The organism is Amorphoplanes digitatis (assembly GCF_014205335.1).
Lineage (GTDB): Bacteria > Actinomycetota > Actinomycetes > Mycobacteriales > Micromonosporaceae > Actinoplanes > Actinoplanes digitatus.
In genome coordinates this window covers 775,880-794,261 of the sequence record NZ_JACHNH010000001.1, presented here as the reverse complement: position 1 = coordinate 794,261, position 18,382 = coordinate 775,880, and the positions used below count along the sequence as shown (strand labels likewise).

20 protein-coding genes are annotated in these 18,382 nt (G+C 71.5%); 6 read left to right on the top strand and 14 right to left on the bottom strand.

Going from position 1 to position 18,382, the window contains the following annotated elements:
• Positions 1-2: 2 nt before the first annotated feature.
• From atpA to glyA, 8 genes are all read right to left on the bottom strand, one after another.
• The gene (gene atpA / locus BJ971_RS03705) at positions 3-1,652 is read right to left on the bottom strand and encodes a F0F1 ATP synthase subunit alpha (protein ID WP_184989813.1); all 1,650 of its coding nucleotides are present in this window, start codon (positions 1,650-1,652) and stop codon (positions 3-5) included.
• A gap of 81 nt (positions 1,653-1,733) precedes the next feature.
• Positions 1,734-2,555: a F0F1 ATP synthase subunit delta gene (locus BJ971_RS03700; RefSeq protein WP_184998628.1), complete on the bottom strand. Its 822-nt coding sequence runs from the start codon at positions 2,553-2,555 to the stop codon at positions 1,734-1,736.
• Complete coding sequence (locus BJ971_RS03695; protein WP_184989811.1) at positions 2,552-3,094, bottom strand: F0F1 ATP synthase subunit B; 543 nt, start codon at positions 3,092-3,094, stop codon at positions 2,552-2,554. Before BJ971_RS03695 ends, BJ971_RS03700 begins: the two co-directional genes overlap by 4 nt.
• 33 nt (positions 3,095-3,127) lie before the next feature.
• The gene (locus BJ971_RS03690; RefSeq protein WP_184989809.1) at positions 3,128-3,355 is read right to left on the bottom strand and encodes an ATP synthase F0 subunit C; all 228 of its coding nucleotides are present in this window, start codon (positions 3,353-3,355) and stop codon (positions 3,128-3,130) included.
• Between the two features lie 71 nt (positions 3,356-3,426).
• The gene (gene atpB, locus BJ971_RS03685) at positions 3,427-4,218 is read right to left on the bottom strand and encodes a F0F1 ATP synthase subunit A (RefSeq protein WP_184989807.1); all 792 of its coding nucleotides are present in this window, start codon (positions 4,216-4,218) and stop codon (positions 3,427-3,429) included.
• A gap of 15 nt (positions 4,219-4,233) precedes the next feature.
• Positions 4,234-4,467 (bottom strand): AtpZ/AtpI family protein, encoded by a 234-nt coding sequence (locus BJ971_RS03680; protein ID WP_184989805.1) that lies wholly within the window; start codon positions 4,465-4,467, stop codon positions 4,234-4,236.
• Between the two features lie 209 nt (positions 4,468-4,676).
• On the bottom strand, positions 4,677-5,087 hold the full coding sequence (locus BJ971_RS03675; protein ID WP_221479085.1) for a hypothetical protein: 411 nt from the start codon (positions 5,085-5,087) through the stop codon (positions 4,677-4,679).
• 71 nt (positions 5,088-5,158) lie between these two features.
• Positions 5,159-6,448 (bottom strand): serine hydroxymethyltransferase, encoded by a 1,290-nt coding sequence (gene glyA / locus BJ971_RS03670; protein ID WP_184989803.1) that lies wholly within the window; start codon positions 6,446-6,448, stop codon positions 5,159-5,161.
• An 80-nt stretch (positions 6,449-6,528) separates the two neighbouring features.
• Here glyA and BJ971_RS03665 point away from each other — a divergent pair, with 80 nt between their 5' ends.
• The gene (locus tag BJ971_RS03665; RefSeq protein WP_184989801.1) at positions 6,529-8,043 is read left to right on the top strand and encodes an SDR family oxidoreductase; all 1,515 of its coding nucleotides are present in this window, start codon (positions 6,529-6,531) and stop codon (positions 8,041-8,043) included.
• Here the strand turns inward: BJ971_RS03665 and BJ971_RS03660 are convergent.
• From BJ971_RS03660 to prmC, 4 genes are all read right to left on the bottom strand, one after another.
• On the bottom strand, positions 7,967-8,929 hold the full coding sequence (locus tag BJ971_RS03660) for an L-threonylcarbamoyladenylate synthase (protein WP_184989799.1): 963 nt from the start codon (positions 8,927-8,929) through the stop codon (positions 7,967-7,969). The genes BJ971_RS03665 and BJ971_RS03660 overlap by 77 nt on opposite strands.
• Before the next feature lie 89 nt (positions 8,930-9,018).
• Positions 9,019-9,642, bottom strand: a complete 624-nt coding sequence (locus tag BJ971_RS03655; protein ID WP_184989797.1) for an arsenate reductase/protein-tyrosine-phosphatase family protein — start codon at positions 9,640-9,642, stop codon at positions 9,019-9,021.
• 2 nt (positions 9,643-9,644) lie between these two features.
• Positions 9,645-10,286, bottom strand: a complete 642-nt coding sequence (locus BJ971_RS03650) for an L-threonylcarbamoyladenylate synthase (protein WP_184998626.1) — start codon at positions 10,284-10,286, stop codon at positions 9,645-9,647.
• Positions 10,287-10,323: 37 nt separating this feature from the next.
• The gene (prmC, locus tag BJ971_RS03645) at positions 10,324-11,199 is read right to left on the bottom strand and encodes a peptide chain release factor N(5)-glutamine methyltransferase (RefSeq protein WP_239087508.1); all 876 of its coding nucleotides are present in this window, start codon (positions 11,197-11,199) and stop codon (positions 10,324-10,326) included.
• 99 nt (positions 11,200-11,298) lie between these two features.
• Here prmC and BJ971_RS03640 point away from each other — a divergent pair, with 99 nt between their 5' ends.
• Positions 11,299-12,804, top strand: a complete 1,506-nt coding sequence (locus BJ971_RS03640) for a GGDEF domain-containing protein (RefSeq protein WP_184989793.1) — start codon at positions 11,299-11,301, stop codon at positions 12,802-12,804.
• 26 nt (positions 12,805-12,830) lie between these two features.
• A complete protein-coding gene (locus BJ971_RS03635) occupies positions 12,831-14,171 on the top strand; it encodes an outer membrane protein assembly factor BamB family protein (RefSeq protein ID WP_184989792.1) in 1,341 nt (446 codons plus the stop codon).
• On the opposite strand, the gene prfA is transcribed toward BJ971_RS03635, so the two are convergent.
• Together prfA and rpmE are read right to left on the bottom strand one after the other, a co-directional pair.
• Positions 14,155-15,246 carry a peptide chain release factor 1 gene (gene prfA, locus BJ971_RS03630; protein ID WP_184989790.1) on the bottom strand — a complete coding sequence of 364 codons (1,092 nt, stop codon included), beginning with the start codon at positions 15,244-15,246 and terminating at the stop codon, positions 14,155-14,157. The two genes, BJ971_RS03635 and prfA, sit on opposite strands and share 17 nt — an antisense overlap.
• 79 nt (positions 15,247-15,325) lie before the next feature.
• Entirely contained in the window at positions 15,326-15,550 is a 225-nt protein-coding gene (gene rpmE / locus BJ971_RS03625) for a 50S ribosomal protein L31 (RefSeq protein ID WP_111651844.1), read from the bottom strand.
• Between the two features lie 230 nt (positions 15,551-15,780).
• Here rpmE and BJ971_RS03620 point away from each other — a divergent pair, with 230 nt between their 5' ends.
• From BJ971_RS03620 to BJ971_RS03610, 3 genes are read left to right on the top strand one after another with little or no spacing between them, the layout of a single operon-like run.
• A complete protein-coding gene (locus BJ971_RS03620) occupies positions 15,781-16,851 on the top strand; it encodes an RNA ligase (protein WP_184989788.1) in 1,071 nt (356 codons plus the stop codon).
• Positions 16,848-17,744: a phosphatase domain-containing protein gene (locus tag BJ971_RS03615; protein WP_184989786.1), complete on the top strand. Its 897-nt coding sequence runs from the start codon at positions 16,848-16,850 to the stop codon at positions 17,742-17,744. The genes BJ971_RS03620 and BJ971_RS03615 overlap by 4 nt, the downstream gene beginning before the upstream one ends.
• A complete protein-coding gene (locus tag BJ971_RS03610) occupies positions 17,744-18,376 on the top strand; it encodes an RNA ligase family protein (protein WP_184989784.1) in 633 nt (210 codons plus the stop codon). The genes BJ971_RS03615 and BJ971_RS03610 overlap by 1 nt, the downstream gene beginning before the upstream one ends.
• Positions 18,377-18,382 lie beyond the last annotated feature (6 nt).

Here is an 18,382-nt window from a genome sequence, read left to right as displayed (position 1 = left end):
GCTTAGTTCTCGTCCCCGGGACGGACCTCGCGGGTCACCGTCTCCCGGCTCTCGCTGCCGTCGGCCAGCGGCTCGGCCTGCGCCTCGTTGCCGACGTTGCTACGGGTCTCGCCCTGCTTGAACAGCACCTTGAACTCGTTGACGCCGCTCTGCAGCGTCTCGACCTGCTCGTCGCTCAGCTCGCCGGTCGACTCGATCGCCGTGAAGGTCTCGCCGCGGTTGCGCTTGACCCAGTCCAGCAGCTCGGACTCGAAGCGGCGCACGTCGCCGACTGGGATGTCGTCGAGCTGGCCCGTGGTGCCGGCCCAGATGATGATGGTCTGCTCGGCCACCGAGTACGGCGAGTACTGCGGCTGCTTGAGCAGCTCGACCAGGCGTACGCCCTTCTCCAGCTGGGCACGCGACGCCCTGTCCAGGTCGGAGGCGAAGGCCGAGAAGGCCTCCAGCTCACGGAACTGGGCGAGGTCGAGGCGGAGCCGGCCGGAGACCTTCCGCATGGCCCTGACCTGTGCCGAGCCGCCGACCCGCGACACCGAGGTGCCGACGTTGATGGCCGGGCGCACACCCGAGGCGAACAGGTCGGCCTCGAGGAAGATCTGGCCGTCGGTGATCGAGATGACGTTCGTCGGGATGTAGGCCGAGATGTCGTTGGCCTTCGTCTCGATGATCGGCAGGCCGGTCATCGAGCCACCGCCGAGGTCGTCCGAGAGCTTCGCGCAGCGCTCGAGGAGGCGGCTGTGCAGGTAGAAGACGTCGCCCGGGTACGCCTCGCGGCCCGGCGGGCGGCGCAGCAGCAGCGAAACGGCGCGGTACGCCTCGGCCTGCTTGGTCAGGTCGTCGAAGACGATCAGGACGTGCTTGCCGGCGTACATCCAGTGCTGTCCGATGGACGAACCGGTGTACGGGGCGATGTACTTGAAGCCGGCCGGGTCGGACGCGGGCGAGGCCACGATCGTCGTGTACTCCAGCGCGCCCTGCTCCTCCAGCGTGCCCCGGATGCTGGCGATCGTCGTCGCCTTCTGGCCGATGGCGACGTAGATGCAGCGGACCTGCTTGTCCGGGTCGCCGGACTCCCAGTTGGCGCGCTGGTTGATGATCGTGTCGAGCGCGACCGTGGTCTTGCCGGTCTTGCGGTCGCCGATGATCAGCTGGCGCTGGCCGCGGCCGATCGGCGTCATGGCGTCGATCGCCTTGATGCCGGTCTGGAGCGGCTGCTTCACGGGCTGCCGGGACATGACGTTCGGCGCCTGGAGCTCGAGCTCGCGGAAGCCCTCGCTCTCGATCGGGCCGCGGTCGTCGATCGGCTCGCCGAGCGCGTTCACCACGCGGCCCAGGTAGGCGTCGCCCACCGGAACCGAGAGGACGCGGCCGGTCCGCTTGACCTGCTGGCCCTCCTCGATGCCGGTGAAGTCACCCAGGACAACGGCGCCGATCTCGCGGACGTCGAGGTTCAGGGCGACACCCAGCGTGCCGTCGGCGAATTCAAGCAGTTCGTTCGCCATGGTCGAGGGCAGACCCTCGACGTGCGCGATCCCGTCGCCCGCATCGGAGACGATGCCGACCTCCTCACGGGAGACCTCGGGCGTGTAGGACGAGACGTAGCGCTCTAGCGCCCCCCGGATCTCGTCCGAGGAGATGGTCAGCTCGGCCATCCTCTGCCTTCTCTAGTCGGCTCGGGGCGTCGCCGCCGCCGAGGGCGTGCTCGGGACGTCGCCGCCACCGAGGGGAAGAAACTATTTAGCGAACGCCTGCCGGGCTTCGTTGAGTCGCCGCAGGATCGTGCCGTCGTAGAGGTCGGAGCCGACCCGGACGCTGAGGCCGCCGATGATGCTCGGATCCAGCTCGAACTTCAGCGAAACCTGCCGGCCGTAGATGTCGGCCAACTTGGCCGCGAGCCGCTGCTCCTCGGCGTCGCCGAGCAGCTTGGCGACCGTCACGTAGGCCACCTCGCGGTCCCGCTTCGCGCTGGTCAGTTCGACCAGTCGAATCAGCGAGGTCTCGAAGTTGCGCCCGCCGAAACCCTCGAGCGCCACCGCGATGAGCTGGATCGTCGCCGCCTGGGCCTTGCCCTCCAGCAGGTCCCTGGCCAGCTTAACCCGGCGCTCGGCAGGCGCACCCGGGTCACTGAGCGTGACCGCGAGCTCGGCGTCGCCGCCGACGATCTGACCGAAGCGGAACAGCTCGTCCTCGACCTCGGCGATCGTGCCGGCCTTGTCGGCCGCCGCCAGGACCATGTCCACGCCGAGCCGCTCCACCGCGTCGAGCAGCTCGGACGGCCGGGAGAAGCGCGCGGACACCAGGGTCGCGAGCGCGTCGACGGTGACCGCACCGAGCTTGCCGGCGAGGATCGAGCGGATCAGGTCCGCCCGGTCGCCGCCGCCGCGCGACGGGTCGGTCAGTGCCCGACGCAGCCGCAGCTCGCCGCGCAGCAGCCGGGCCACCGACAGGATCTCGTCGGCGGTCGTGGCGAGCTGCGCGGCCGTCGCCTGCCGCGTGTCCGCGGCGAGCTTCTCGGCGGCCGCCGCGTACGACTCCCGGTTGACGGTCGCCATCAGCGGGCGCCCGCGCCGAGCTCGTTGATGAAGCGGTCGACGGTGCCCCGGCTGCGCGCCTCGTCGGCGAGCGACTCACCGACGATCTTGCTGGCCAGGTCCACCGCGAGCGTGCCCACTTCGGAGCGGAGCTCACGGACGATGCTCTCGCGCTGGGCCGCGAGCTGGTCGCGCCCGGCCGCGATGATGCGGTCGGACTCCTCACGGGCCTTGGCCAGGACGTCCTGGCGGATGCCCTCGGCGTCGGCACGAGCCTCGTCACGGATGCGAGCAGCCTCGGTGCGGGCTTCGGAGAGCTGGGCGCGGTACTGCTCCAGCAGCTCGTTGGCCTCCGCCTGAGCGGTCTCGGCCCGCTTGATGCCACCCTCGATCGCGTCCACCCGCGCCGCGAAGGTCTTCTCCATGATGGGGAAGACGAACTTCATCAGCACGAAGCAGAGCACGGCGAAGGCGACCGTGCCGACCACGACCTCCTGCCAGATCGGAATGATCGGGCTGTGTTCGGCTTCCTCAACCACCTCAGTGGCTAGGTACGAGAGCATGTGAACCTCCGTTTCGGCGGGACAGCGTCGGGGCTAGCCCTGCCAGATGAAGCCGAAGGCGATGCCCAGCAGGGCGAGCGCCTCGATGACGGCGAAGCCGATCCAGACGAAAGGCAGGGTCAGGCGCGACGACTCCGGCTGGCGGGCCGTCGACTGGATGTAGGCCGAGAAGACCAGGCCGACACCGATGCCGGGGCCGATGGCAGCAAGACCGTAGCCGATGGCGGCGGTGCTGCCCGTAACGGCGGCAATAACGTCCATTACTGATTCCTCCTGGTATCTCGCGTGACTTTCACGCGGGACGACAACGGGGTGTTAAGCGGGCGGGCGACTCAGTGCTCGTCGGCGAGGGCGCCCGCCACGTAGCTCGCGGTCAGGACCGTGAACACGTAGGCCTGGAGCACGATCACCATGAACTCGAGGAACGTCAGCGCGATCGTCATCGCCCACGAGACGATCGAGAACGGCGCGTACCAGACATTCGCACTGAGCATCGCGAAGCCGCCGAGCGTGAACACGAGCAGCAGCATGTGCCCGGCGAACATGTTGGCGAAAAGTCGGACCGCCAGCGAGAACGGGCGGACCAGGAAGTTCGAGAAGAACTCGATCGGAATCAGCAGCGGCAGAATGAACCACGGCGCCGGCGGGATCAACGCGGTCTTGAAGTACTTGACGAAACCGTGGTGCCGGATACCGACGGCAATGAACAACACATAGCTGATCACCGCGAGAACCGCGGGGAAAGCGATGTGTGACATCGGCGAGATCTGGATGAGCGGCACGATGCCGAAGAAGTTGTTCAGCAGGATGAAGCAGAACAGCGTCGTCAGGTAGGGCGCGAAGGCGACACCTCGGGGCCCGATCATCTCCACCGAGATGTTGTTGCGGACGAAGCCGTAGAGGCTCTCCGCCAGCCACTGCTTCTTCGTGGGTACGAGCTGCGGCTTCCGGTTCGAGACCAGGAAGAAGATGATGAGCGCCGCGACGGACACCCAGACCAGCAGGGTGATCTTGGTGAACCAGTAGGAGTGCTCACCCCACGGCGCGATGCTGGGCAGGTAGAAGTCCTCGACGCTCGGCGGGAACGGAACATCCGCTGCGAGGACGATCGACTGACCGGTCACCGTAGCCCTTTCCTGTCAGGCGCCGAGACGGCGCACGATGAGGTAGACACCGCCGGCGGTGCCGATAACGACACCGATTCCGGCGAAGATGCCCTTGGTCCCGACGTAGTGGTCGACCAACCAGCCGATGCCACCCCAGACCAGCATTCCCCCGAGGAGATAGCTGAGGGCCGTCATTCCCATGCCCGAGTCGGGGGGATTTTGACCGTCGTCGCCGTGGGGGTTGCCGGGAGGTTTTTCACCAGTCATGACGGCCCGAACGATATCAGCAGGCGAGACAAAGCTAAGCGGGACCCCCCGCACAACCGCAGTTGTCCAGGCGTCAGGGGTCTCGCAACTCGCCATCACGCTACTCCTCCTCCGCCAGAACCGGACAACTTCGCCGTGCATCAGTCACCGGATCGTGGACAGATGGCACCCAAAGGGGCACTGACCAGCCGAAACGCCAGTGCAAAAGATCACTTGGAGAGGCTGGTCCGCGCCACCCACCAGATCTGCACGGCGGTCCAGCCGAGCACTCCCGCGACGATTCCCCACCCCATCGCGAACCGGCCCGGCCACTCCGAGGAGACCACAAACGCCAGGATCACGCCGAGCAACGTGTACTTCACCACGTAGGTCAGCATCCCCAGCGGCATCAGCAGCGCGGGGCGCACGGTGTCCGCCCAGGCGAGCACCAGGGTCGACATCGTGAAGCTGACCGTGACGATGGCCACCCCGGCGGCCGCGCCCACCGCCGACGGCGCACCGCCGGCGAAGAAGCCGACGGACGCCGCGCAGATCATCAGCGCCACCGAGAAGGCGGTCAGGAAGGGCAGATGCTCGACGCGCCAGCGCGGATCGGCGGGCAGCGGCGGCAGGTCGGGCAGCGGCCGGGCGTCCTCGTTGTCGTCGTCGACGGCGCCGGGCTGTGCCGGCACCACGCGGTCGGCGGAATCGTTCACGCCGGCACCCCGACCTGCGCGTACGCCGGGAAGTCCCGGACCAGGTCCGACACCTCGCCGGCGACCTCACGCAGCGCGGCGGCGCCGCCGGGCGAGCTCGGTTCCGCGCGCACCGCGGCGGCGATCAGCCCGGCGATCCGGCGCATCTCGCCCTCGCGCATGCCCTGGGTCGTCACGCTCGCCGTGCCCACCCGGATCCCGGAGGCGGTCATCGGCTTCTCCGGGTCGAACGGGATCGCGTTCTTGTTCAGGGTGATCCGGGCCTGGTCGCAGCGCGCCTCCGCGTCGCGGCCGCTGACCCCGACGTCGCGCAGGTCGACAAGGGCCAGGTGGGTGTCGGTGCCGCCGGAGACCGGGCGCATGCCCTCCACGGCCAGCCCGGCGGCGAGCGCCTGACTGTTTTTGACCACCTGGTTGGCGTACGAGCGGTACTCGGGCAGTGCCGCCTCGTGGAGGGCGACGGCCTTCGCGGCGATGGTGTGCATCATCGGGCCGCCCTGCGAGAACGGGAAGACGGCCTTGTCGATACGCGCGGCAAGCTCTTCACGACACAGGATCATGCCGCCCCGTGGCCCGCGCAGCACCTTGTGGGTGGTGCAGCACACGACGTCGGCATGCGCTACGGGCGACGGCACGGCCCGGCCGGCGACCAGGCCGATGAAGTGCGCCGCGTCGACCATCAGATAGGCGCCGACCTCGTCGGCGATGTCGCGGAACGCCTTGAAGTCGATCAGACGCGGGTACGCCGTCGCGCCGCAGACGATCAGCTTGGGCCGGTGCGCGAGGGCCAGGTCGCGGACCTCGTCGTAGTCGATGAGCTCGGTCTCGCGCCGCACCGCGTAGCCGACCGGGTGGTACCACTTGCCGGAGAAGTTGACCCTGCTGCCGTGGGTGAGATGGCCGCCGTGCGGCAGGTCCATGGCCAGCACCGTGTCACCGGGCTGGATCAGCGCCGCGTACGCCGCCATGTTGGCCGCCGAGCCCGAGTGCGGCTGCACGTTCGCGTGCTCGGCGTCGAACAGCGTCTTCGCGCGGTCGATCGCCAGCTCCTCGGCGCGGTCCACCTGCGCGCAGCCGCCGTAGTAGCGCCGGCCGGGATAGCCCTCGGCGTACTTGTTGGTCAGCGTCGAGCCGAGCGCGGCCAGCACGGCCGGCGAGGTGAAGTTCTCGCTCGCGATGAGTTGCAGACCGCCGCGCTGACGCTCCAGCTCGCCCAGGATCACTTCCGCGATCTCCGGGTCCTCGCGCTCGAGCGCACCGAAGTCGGGGCCCCAGAACGTCTCCATGGCGCGCTCCCTCACGTCGGCGACGCTGCCGGATTCGAGCATATGGCTTATTGGGCCCTGCCTGCGGGCACAGTGGGGTTATGCATTGTCTGGTCACCGGCGCGACCGGCTATATCGGCGGGCGGCTGGCACCTCGGCTGCTGGACGCGGGCCACTCCGTCCGCTGCCTCTCGCGCAGCGCCGCACGCCTGCGGGACGTGCCCTGGGCCGGCCGGGTCGAGATCGTCGAGGGCGACCTGTCCGACCCCGGCACCCTGCCGGCCGCGTTCGACGGCGTCGAGGTGGCCTACTTCCTGATGCACTCGCTGGGCCGGCCCGACTTCGAGCGCCTGGACCGGGAGGCGGCCGTCAACTTCGCGGCGGCGGCCCGGGCCGCCGGGGTGTCCCGGATCGTCTACCTGGGCGGGCCCGAGCCGCCCGCCGACGAGCATCCGTCGGCGCACCTGCGCTCCCGCGCGGAGGTCGCGCGGATCCTGCTGGACAGCGGGGTGCCGACGGCGGTGCTGCGGGCGCCGGTGATCATCGGCTCGGGCTCGGCCTCCTTCGAGATGCTGCGCTACCTGACCGAGCGGCTGCCGGTGATGGTCACCCCACGCTGGGTGCGTAACCGGATCCAGCCGATCGCCGTGCGCGACGTGCTGCGCTACCTGATCGGCTGCGCCACGCTGCCGGGAGACGTCAACCGCGGCTTCGACATCGGCGGCACGGACGTCCTGACCTACCTGGAGATGATGCACCGGTACGCACGCGTCGCCGGGCTGCCCAGGCGGGTCATCGTGCCGGTGCGCCCACTGAGCCCCTGGCTGTCGTCGCACTGGGTCGGCCTTGTCACGCCCGTACCGAATTCGATCGCCCGGCCGCTGGTCGGCAGCCTGATCCACGAGGCCTTCGCCCGGGAGAACGACATCGCCCGGTACGTGCCGGCCCACGGCCTGCTCGGCTTCGACGAGGCCGTCCGGCTCGCCCTCGGCAAGATCCGCGACGCGAACGTCGAGACCCGGTGGTCGAACGCGGCCGGCCGGGACGCGGCCGCGGAACCCCTGCCCAGCGATCCGGACTGGTCCGGCGGCAGCGTCTACGTCGACGAGCGCACCCACCCGGTCGAGGCGCCACCGCACGCACTGTGGCGGGTGATCGAGGGGGTCGGCGGCGAGAACGGCTGGTATTCGTCCCCGCTCGCCTGGTCCGTACGCGGCTGGCTGGACCGGCTGGTCGGCGGCGTTGGCCTGCGCCGCGGCCGCCGCGACCGGAACCACCTCTACGTCGGCGAGGCGCTGGACTGGTGGCGGGTCGAGGAGATCAGGCCGGGCGAGCTGCTGCGGCTGCGGGCCGAGATGCGGGTGCCGGGCCGGGCCTGGCTGGAGATGTCCGCGGAGCCCGGGCCCGATGGGACCAGCGTCTACCGGCAGCGGGCCATCTTCGTGCCGCGCGGGCTGGCCGGGCACGCCTACTGGGCGAGCGTGCTGCCGTTCCACGGGATCATCTTCAGCGGCATGGCCCGCAACATCGCGCTGGGCGCTACGACGCGGCCGCCCGGCGCAGCCGGTCCCGCACGGCCAGCCATTCCTCGGTCTCCGGCGGGGCCTGGACGATGATCGTGGCGACCCCGGCGTCGTCCAGGCGGTGCAGGGCCGCGTAAAGGTCGGCCGCGTACTCGCGCGGATCCACGCTGAGCACCTCGGCGACGAGCTCGTCCGAGAAGTCCTCGACGCTCTCGTAGCTGAGCACCGCCACCGGGCCGGCCAGGTCGCCGTGCTCCACCTCGCGCACGTCCTTCGCGAGGATCACGGTCGCCTTCGGCGCGTAGTGCCGGGCACCCATGCCGGGCGAGGAGCGCATCGCGCCGTCAACGACCTCGTCCGGCAGCGCGATCGCGCCGGTCACCTCGCGCAGCTCCCGCAGGCCGAGCGCGCCCGGGCGCAGCAGCTTCGGCGTCTCACCGGTCAGGTCGAGGACTGTCGACTCGATACCCAGCGAGGCCGGGCCGCCGTCCAGGATGAGCGGGACGTCGGGCAGGCCGCGCAGCACGTGCTCGGCCGTCGTCGGCGAGATGCCCTCCGAGCGGTTCGCGCTGGGCGCGGCGAGCGGCAGCCCCGAGGCCTCCAGCAGCTTCAGCGCGACCTCGTGCGCCGGCACCCGGAGCGCGATCGTCTCGAGCCGCGGACCGACCGCGCCCAGGTGCCGGGCCCGCTCCACCACCAGGGTCAGCGGGCCGGGCCAGAACTGTGCCGCCAGCTCGTTCGCCGCGTCCGGCCACCGCTCGGCGAGTCCGCGGGCCTCCGCCACGCCGGACACGTGCACGATCAGCGGGTTCCACGACGGGCGGTTCTTGAGGCGGTAGACCTCCGCGATCGCCTTCTCCGAGAAGGCGTGCGCACCGAGGCCGTAGACCGTCTCAGTGGGGAACGCGACCACCGACTCCTGGCGCAGCAGCTCCACCGCCCGGCCCAGGCCGTCGGCGTCCGGTTCAACTATGAGCAATTTTCAACCTGCCCTCGGGCCAGCGGTATCCGGGCCATCGACCTCCGCCGGGCGCTGCCGCCCGGGCCACGTTGAAAAAGGCTCAATCGTCACGCGGGCCTCGGCGCGGTCGGCAGCAGGGCGTCCACGAGCGCGTACAGCGACTCGTCGATGTCGTCGGCGATGCGCTGGAAGGTCTGGTCGCCCCGGCCCCACGGATCGTCCAGGTCGTCGCCGGGCACCGGCTCGGTCTCGCCGCGGCGGCGATCGGCGGCGGCGACCAGGGCGGCGGCCCGGGCCGCGAACGCGGCGGCGTCCGCGCCGGCCGGCGGCAGCGCCGAGAGGTCAAGCTCGCGCAGCAGGCGGGCGAGGTGGCCGAGCACGAACGTGCGGGCCGCCGCGCCGGGCACCAGCGCGTGCACGTAGTCGCTCTGGTCGGCGGTGGCGGTGAGGATCAGGTCGGCGTCGTCGAGCTGCGCGCTCGTCAGCTTGCGGGCCGTGAAGCCGTCGGTGCTGCCGCCGCGGAGGGTGATCTGCCGGGCCGCGGGCGGGTTCATCTCCTCGCCCTCGTGCCAGCCGCCCGTACCCGCGCTGGCGCTGCGCAGCAGGTCGCCCAGCTCCGCCTCGGGCGCGGTCTTGGCCAGCCGCTGCGCCGCGGCGAGCACGAGCAGCCGCTCGGCCATCGGGGAACGGCAGATGTTGCCCATGCACACGTGCAGGACCGTGAACGGCATCGTCAGGCTCCCACGGCCAGGATGCCGGGCACGACCTCACGCAGCTTCTCGAACGGGATGGCGCCCTCGCGCAGCACCCGGGGCTCGTCGCCGGTCACGTCGACGATCGTGCTGGGCGCCGGGTCGGCGGCCGGGCCGGCCTCGAGGTAGACCCGGACCGCGTACTCCAGCTGGTCGCGGGCCTCCTCGGCGGTGGTCGGCGCCGACTGGCCGATCTTGTTGGCCGTGGTGACGGCCATCGGGCCGACCTCCCGCAGCACCTCGAGCGCCACTGGGTGCAGCGGCATCCGGACCGCCACCACCCCGCCGGTGTCGCCCAGGTCCCACTGGAGGCTCGGCGAATGCTCGACGACGATCGTCAGCGCGCCCGGCCAGAACGCGTCGGCCAGTTCGCGGGCGGCCTTCGGCAGCGAGTAGACCAGCCCGTCGAGCGTGTGCCGCGAGCCGACCAGCACGGGCGGCACCCGGCGGTCCGTGCCGCGCGCGTTCTGGAGGGCGTTGACGGCGTGCGCGGTGAACGCGTCCGCGCCGACGCCGTAGACGGTGTCGGTGGGGAAGACGGCAAGCTCACCGCTCTTGACCGCCTCGACGGCCGCGGCGATGCCGCGATCCCGGTCGGCGACGGTACGGCAGTCGTAGAGCATCACAGGTTGCAGTGTGCCATGGCGCGGGTCACGTTCCCTATCTGCGCCGTGCCGTCGCGAATCTCGGGCGGCCCGCCAGATCGCGGTGCGCGACGACGTCGGCGAACCTTCCGTCCGCGCGTACCAGGCCGGGAACCTCGGCGCCGTGCACGTCGTCGTGCTCGATGCCGACCGTGCCGCCGGGCCGCAGCAGGGACGCGGCCAGGGCGATCACCGGCCGGATCACCGCGAGGCCGTCGGCGCCGCCGAAGACCGCCTCCGCCGGGTCGTGCTCGGCGACCTCGGCGGGCACGGCGGTGCCGTCCGGCACGTACGGCGGGTTGCAGAGCAGCACGTCGACCCGGCCCCGGTACTCCGCGAGCAGGCCGGGGTCGGTGACGTCGCCCTCGACGACCCGCACCACGCCGAACGCCGCCGCGTTCCGGCGCAGGTATTCGAGCGCCGCCGGCGCGCGTTCCACCGCGATGACCAGCCCCGGCTCGGCCTCGTCCGCGATGGAGAGTGCGATCGCGCCGGTGCCGCTGCACAGATCGACCACCGTCGCGCCCGGCGCGGTGCGCTCGACGCCCCAGCCGGCCAGCAGCTCGGTCTCGGGCCGCGGCACGAAGACGCCGTCGCCGACCTCGAGCTCGAGATGGCGGAACGCCGCCGTGCCGAGCAGGTGCTGCAACGGGATCCGGCGTGCCCGTTCCTCGACGAGCTCGGTGAATCGGCGCAGCTCGTTCCCGCGCACGGTGTCGATCAACAGCAGTCGACCGCGGCCGACGCCGAGCGCGTGCGCGGCGAGCAGTTCGGCGTCGACGCGGGGCGACGCGACGCCCGCCTCGGCCAGCCGCGCGGCCGCCCGCGCGAGCGCCGGCGCCAACCGCGCCCGTTCCGTCCCATCGGAGGGGTGTTCGTGCGTCGGCGTCACGGCATAATCATGGAACGTCGTATCTCGAAGGTGACCGGCCGGGTCACCCCATCGACGAACGACGTCGGCAGGAGGGGCCTGGATGGCCATGGCAACACCATGACGTGGTTGGACCAGCTCCCGGATTCAGTCGACGAACTGGCCAACGCCGGCGAGCTCCAGCAGGGCGGTCGCTCCGCGGAAGCGCTGGCGATCCTCGACAAGGTGCTCGCCACCACCGCCGACCCGCTCACCCGGGCGTACGCGCTCGTCCAGCGCTTCGGCGCGCTCATCAACCTGGGCCGCGTCGCCGAGCTCGCCACCGCGATGATGGTGGCCAGCAACGCCGTCCGGGACACCTCGGACCCCTACCTGCGCGGCCAGATGCACGCCTTCGCCGCCCTCGGCGCCTACCTTCAGGGCGCACTCGACCGGGGCGTCACCCACCTCGTGCAGGCCTCGCGGGCGCTGGCCGCGGTGGTCGAGGGCGACACCGAGACGGCGTGGGGCTGGCACGACCTGGCAATGGCCTACAGCTACCTCGGATTCCACGGCCACGCGCTGACCGCCATCGAGCAGGCCCGCCAGGTCGGCGCGGCGGCCGGCATGGCGAGCGAGGTCTTCGCCGCGCCGGGCATCCGGCTGCGCAACGCGGTCTCGCTGGACCACCAGGGCGACACCGACGGCTGCCTGCGGGTGCTCCGCGACATCGACGCGGAGCTGACCCGCTACGTCGCCACCGGCGCCGATGTGCGCCTGCGCCCGAGCAGCCGCCCCGTGTACGGCTACGCGCTCGCCCGCCGCGCGGCACTCGGCGAGTGCACCGAGACCGACGTCGCCGCGCTGCTGACCGGCGGCGGCGACAGCGTCCGCTCCCGCGACCTGCGGCATCTCGGCACGGTGTGCCTCGACATCGCCGCCGACCGGCCCGGCGACGCGCTGCGCAAACTCGACGCCGTGCCCGTCTCCCAGGAGATCCTCGGGCCCTCCGAGCCGGCCCGGCTGCGCAGCATCTGCTACGCCTCGGCCGGCGACCACGAGGCCGCGCACATCGCCGACCGGCACGCGTTCCGCCTCGCCGCCCAGCGCATCGACCGGCTCCGGGACGGCTACCTGGACGGGGTCGCCGCCCGCCTCGACGCCCAGGAGACCCAGCGCGACGTGGGCCGCTACGGCGACGAGACGCTCACCGACCCGCTCACCGGCCTGCCCAACCGCCGCCAGCTCGAGCGCTACGTCGCGGCGATGCTGGCCCGCGGCGAGCGCGCCGCGATCGGCGTCTGCGACCTGGTCGGCTTCACCGCGGTCAACGCGCGGCACGGCCGGCACTGCGGCGACCTGGTGCTGCAACGCATCGCCGGCGTGCTCAACCGGGTCATGCGCCGCGGCGACTTCGTGGCCCGCTTCGCCGGCGACGAGTTCGTGGTGCTGCTGCCCGGCGCGGGCCCGAACCAGGCGGCCGAGGTCTCCCGGCGGATCAGCGCCGCGGCCGCCGGGGAGAACTGGCAGGTTCTGGTGCCCGGCACCCCGATCGGCCTGGCCGCGGGCTGGTCCGAGGTCGGCGCAAACGGGCGCAGCCTCAGCGCCGCCCTGGCGACGGCGGCCTCGAACCGCACCCCCGCCTAGGCGGCCGGAGGACATACGCTCGGCCCATGACCGTCATCGAGCTGGGGCTCGTCACCGACGGCGGCGACCAGCCGCCGGCCGATCGTGTGCGGCGACGGCTGCGCCGCTCGGAGCTCCGGCGGATGCTTGTCGCCGCCGTGGCGGTCCTCTGCGCGCTCACCGTCACCGGCTCGGCGCGGCCCGACCCGCACGCGCCGGAACAGCTCTGGAGCACCCCGTACCGCGACGGCGCCGACATGTTCACGGTCGACGGCGACGCCGTCTACCTGCTCAGCCAGTCCGGCGACACCCGGCTCACCGCGTACGACCTGAGCACCGGGGCGGTGCGCTGGTCGAACTCGAGCCTCGGTGACCCCAAGTGGCTCGGCCCGGTCCAGGCGGGGGTCCTGCTGTTACCGGCCGCCTACTCGACCGCGCTCCTCAAGGACCCGGACGGCCAGGAGGTCTCCCGCGAGTTCAGCCGGGAGACGATCGCCGTCGACACCGCCACCGGGCGGCAGCTGTGGCGCGTGTCCGGCGAGCTGTCGGTGGCCGCGGGCGACCGGGCCCTGCTCGCGGACTGGAGCGACGACGGCGGCCGGGTCCGCACGTTGCGGGTGGTCCGGCTCTCGGACGGCGGCACGGTCTGGTCGAAGCCCGCCGACGACCTGGAGAACTGGGTGACCGAGGGCCTGTACCAGGACAGGGCCGACCGCCTGGTCACCGCGTCGCCGAACGGCGACGTCGAGGTGTTCGACCTCGCCGACGGCTCGCGGGTGGCCGCGGCGACGCTGCCCTGGTCGGCCCCGGACACCCAGAACTCGGCGGTGACCGTCGACGGGCACCGCCTCTATGTGGAACACGCCGGCGCGAAGACGACGATCACCGCGTACGACACGGAGACCCTGCGGCGACTCTGGCACATCGAGCCGGGCCAGGTCGGCGGCGGCTTCTACAGCTGCGGACCGGTGATCTGCGTCAACGGCCCCGGCGAGACGGCCGGGTACGACCGTGACACCGGCGAGCTGCGCTGGCGGATACCCGGCTCGGCGAACGCCTTCCCGTTCGCCGGCGGGCAGTTGCTCGTCGACGACGACCAGAGCGGCACACGACACCACCTCATCGACGCGGCAACGGGGCGGCGGATCGTCGACCTGGGCCTGGCGACACCGGTGTGGAACTTCCCCATCGAGGCGTCGCCGTACCTGCTGGCCCGCACCCGGGAGCCGGCCGGGCTCGTGGCGGTGAGCCGCTTCGACCCGCGCTCCGGCGAGGTGCTGCTGATCGGCGCGATGCCGCCGGTCGTCGAGTACGGCTGTCAGAACGAGGGCACCCTGCTGGCCTGCGTGACGCCGGAAGGCCGGCTGGCCGTCACGGACGTCGGCTGATCTCCGTCCCGCCGGCCAGCCGGGCGGCCCGGTCGGCCTCCGCGAGCGCGTCCAGCACCGCGTCCAGCTCGCCGCCGAGCGCCAGATCCAGGTTGTACGCGGTGTAGCCGATCCGGTGGTCGCTGATCCGGTTCTGCGGGAAGTTGTAGGTGCGGATCCGCTCCGAGCGGTCCACGGTCCGCACCTGGAGCTTGCGCGCGTCGGAGGCGGCCGCGTCGGCCTGCTCCTGCGCCATGGCGAGCAGCCGGGAGCGCAGGATGCGCATGGCCGACTCGCGGTTCTGTAGCTGGCTCTTCTCGTTCTGGCAGCTCACCACGGTGCCGGTCGGCAGGTGGGTGATGCGCACGGCCGAGTCGGTGGTGTTGACGGACTGGCCGCCGGGCCCCGAGGAGCGGAACACGTCGACCCGGATGTCGCCCGGTTCGATGTGCACGTCGACGTCCTCGGCCTCGGGCAGCACCAGGACGCCGGCGGCGCTGGTGTGGATGCGGCCCTGCGACTCGGTGACCGGCACCCGCTGCACGCGGTGCACGCCGCCCTCCCACTTGAGGCGGGACCAGACGCCGTGGCCGCCCTCGGGCACGCCCTTGGTCTTCACCGCCACCGAGACGTCCTTGACGCCGCCCAGGTCGGAATCCTGCACGTCGATGATCTCGACGACCCAGCCGTGCTTCTCCGCGTAACGGGTGTACATCCGCAGCAGGTCGCCCGCGAACAGCGCCGACTCCTGCCCGCCCTCGCCGGCCTTGATCTCGACGATCACGTCCTTGGCGTCGTGCGGGTCGCGCGGGATGAGCATCTCGCCGAGCTTCTCCTCCAGGGGTGCGAGCAGCGCGGCGACCGCCTCGACCTCCCCGGCGAAGGACGGGTCCTCGGCGGCGAGTTCCTTCGCCGCGGCCAGGTCAGCGCGGGCGGCGTCGAGCTCGGCGCTGGCGGCGTAGAGCGGCGCCAGCTCGGCGAAGCGGCGACCGACCCGGCGCACCAGCGCCTGGTCGGAGTGGATGGAGGGGTCCTCCATCTGCTTCTCGAGCTGCGCGTACTCCTCGAGCAACGTCGACAACCGGTCGGTACTCATGCCGCCTCCTTGGTCACCCGGACAGGAACACACGAACGGCGCCCGACCCCGGAATCCAGGGTGGGCGCCGTCGCGGCAGCTACTTCTTCTTGGCGGCGGTAACCTTCGCGTACTTCGCCTGGAACTTGGCGACCCGGCCCGCGGTGTCCAGCACGCGCTGCTTGCCCGTGTAGAACGGGTGGCAGGCGCTGCAGGTCTCGACGCGGATCTCGCCGCCCTTGGCGGTGCTGCGGGTCGTGAACGTGCTACCGCAGGAGCAGACGACCTCGGTGGTGGTGTACTCCGGGTGGATACCGCTCTTCATGATTTCTCGGTCCCTCTCGATGATGTGGTCGCCGGGTCGCCGTCAGCGCCGAACCACCCCGCCAGGGCGGACGACTCGAGCGTGAACCGGAACCATTACTGGCCGATGGACCAGTCTGCCATGTCACCTGCCCCGATCAGAAATCAGGAGGCATTACTGGGTCCGTGGTCGATAACGTGAGCGCCCCCCGTCGCATTCCCGCGGCGGGCGCACACGGAGGGAAAGCCGTCATGGCGCTGCTCGCGGACGTCCTCGACCCGGCCGAACTGGCCACCGCGGTCGAAAACGGGCACGTGCGGGTCCAGCGTCACCCGACGCGGCCGTACGTGATCTACAACTACACCGAGGCCTGCCAGTACGCCGGCGCATGGACGCCGATCACCCTGGCCTGCCGCGGCCTGATCGTGCACGGCGACACCGTCCTCGCCCGGCCGTTCAGCAAGTTTTTCAACCATGACCAGAGCCACGCGCCGCGGTTCCTGCCGGATACGGCGGTGACCGTCACCGACAAGGCCGACGGCTCGCTCGGGATCATCTACCGCGACGGCGCGAACCTCTCGGTCGCCACCCGCGGGTCGTTCGCGTCGGACCAGGCGCGGCACGCGACCGAGGTGCTGCGTTCCCGGTACCCGGGCTTCGTGCCGCCGGACGGGCTGACCGTGCTCGTCGAGATCGTCTACCCGGAGAACCGGATCGTGCTCGACTACGCCGGGCTGGACGACCTGATCCTGCTCGGCGCCGTCGAGATCGCCACCGGCCGAACGTTCGGGCCGGCCGCGGTGCCGAACTGGACCGGCCCGGTCGTGGACTCCTTCGCGTACGCGACGCTGGCCGAGGCGCTCGCCGCGCCGCCGCGCGAGGGGCGCGAGGGACTCGTGGTGCACTTCGCCGGCACCGACCAGCGAGTGAAGATCAAGTACGCCGACTACGTCCGGCTGCACCGGCTGGTGACGGGGCTCTCCGCCCGTACCGTATGGGAGGTTCTCGTCTCGGGCGGCGACCTGGACGCGCTGACGGAACCCCTGCCGGACGAGCTGCACGCGTGGGTTGCCGACGTCGCCACCGCGCTGACCGACAAGGTCGATGCGCTGGCCGCGGCCGTCGAGGCGGAGTTCGCGGCGATCGTGGCGGGCCTGCCGGAGGGCTGGGGCCGGCGCGAGTTCGCGGCCCGGGCCGTGCGCAGCGAGCACCGCGGCGCGCTCTTCCTGCGCCTCGACGACAAGGACTACCGTCCCGGCCTGTGGCAGCTCGTGCGGCCGGCCGCCGACACCCCGACCGGTACCCAGGTGAGTGAGGAATGACCAGACTGCTGATCACGCGTGGCCTGCCCGCCTCGGGCAAGACCACGTTCGCCCGCAAGCTCCAGCCGCGGGTCGTCCGGGTCAACCGCGACGACCTGCGGCGGATGCTGCACGGGCGGCCGCTCTACACCCAGTGGGCGGAGGGCCAGGTCACGCGCGCGCAGCGGGCCGCCGTCGAGGCGCTGCTACGCGGGCACACCGACGTGATCGTCGACGACACCAACCTGCGGGCCAAGACCGTGCGGGAGTGGGCCGAGCTCGCGGCGCGCTTCCACGCGACGTTCGAGGTGCACGACTTCACGGACGTGCCGCTGGAGGAGTGCCTGCGCCGCGACGCCGACCGCGGCGAGGACGAGCGGGTCGGCGAGGAGGCCATCCGCCGGATGCACGAGCGGTACCTCGCGGGCAAGCGGACGCCGCTGCCGATCCCGTACGTGGATCCGGGCGGCCCGGCGGCCGTCTACGACCCGGACCTGGAGCTGCCGCCGGTCGTGCTCGTGGACATCGACGGCACCGTCGCGCTGATGAACGGCCGCAGCCCGTACGACTGGGGCCGGGTCGGTGAGGACGCGCCGAACCCGGCGGTCATCGCGGCGGTCCGGGCCATGCACGCGGCCGGCCACGCGATCGTCTTCTGCTCGGGGCGCGACGAGGAGTGCCGGGCCGAAACACAGGCCTGGCTGGACCTTTACGTCGCCGTGCCGTACGAAGGACTCTTCATGCGGCCCGCCGGCGACTCGCGCAAGGATGCGATCGTCAAGCGGGAGATCTTCGACCAGGAGATCCGCGACCGCTGGCGGGTCATCGGCGTCTTCGACGACCGCCAGCAGGTGGTGCGCATGTGGCGCGCCCTGGGACTGACCGTGTTCCAGGTGGCGGAGGGAGACTTCTGATGGACGGGCAGGCCGGAAAGTACCCGCGGACTTTCCACCTGCCCGACTCCCCCGGCGCCACCGGCGACGACCGGGTGCAGCCGGATCTGTCCTGGTTGGACGGTGAGCTGGTCGTAACGGAGAAGCTCGACGGCGGCAACCTGACCTTCACCCGCGACGCGATGTACGCCCGCTCCGTCGACTCCGGCACCCACCCGTGGGACCGGGCGGCCAAGGCACTCTGGGCGATGACGGCATACCGGATACCCGACGACTGGCGGGTCTGTGGCGAGTCGATGTGGGCGCGGCGCAGCATCGCGTACACGGATCTGCCGGGTGTCTTCATCGTCTTCGGCATCTGGGACGAGACGAACACGCTGCTCGGCTGGGACGACACGGTCGACTGGGCGCAGCGGCTGGAGCTGCCGGTCGTCCCGGTGCTGTATCGCGGCGGCAGCCTGAGCGAGGCGCGGGCCGCGTGGTCCGCCGTGCGCGACCCCGGGTCGTCGGAGGGTTTCGTCGTCCGCAGCGCGGGCCGCATCCCCGCGGCGGAGTTCTCCCATCGGCTGCTGAAGTGGGTCCGCGCGGACCACGTCCGCACCGACGCGGCCTGGCGCCACCGGGACGACTTCCCGCTCAACGAGTTCGCCTAGGGCTGC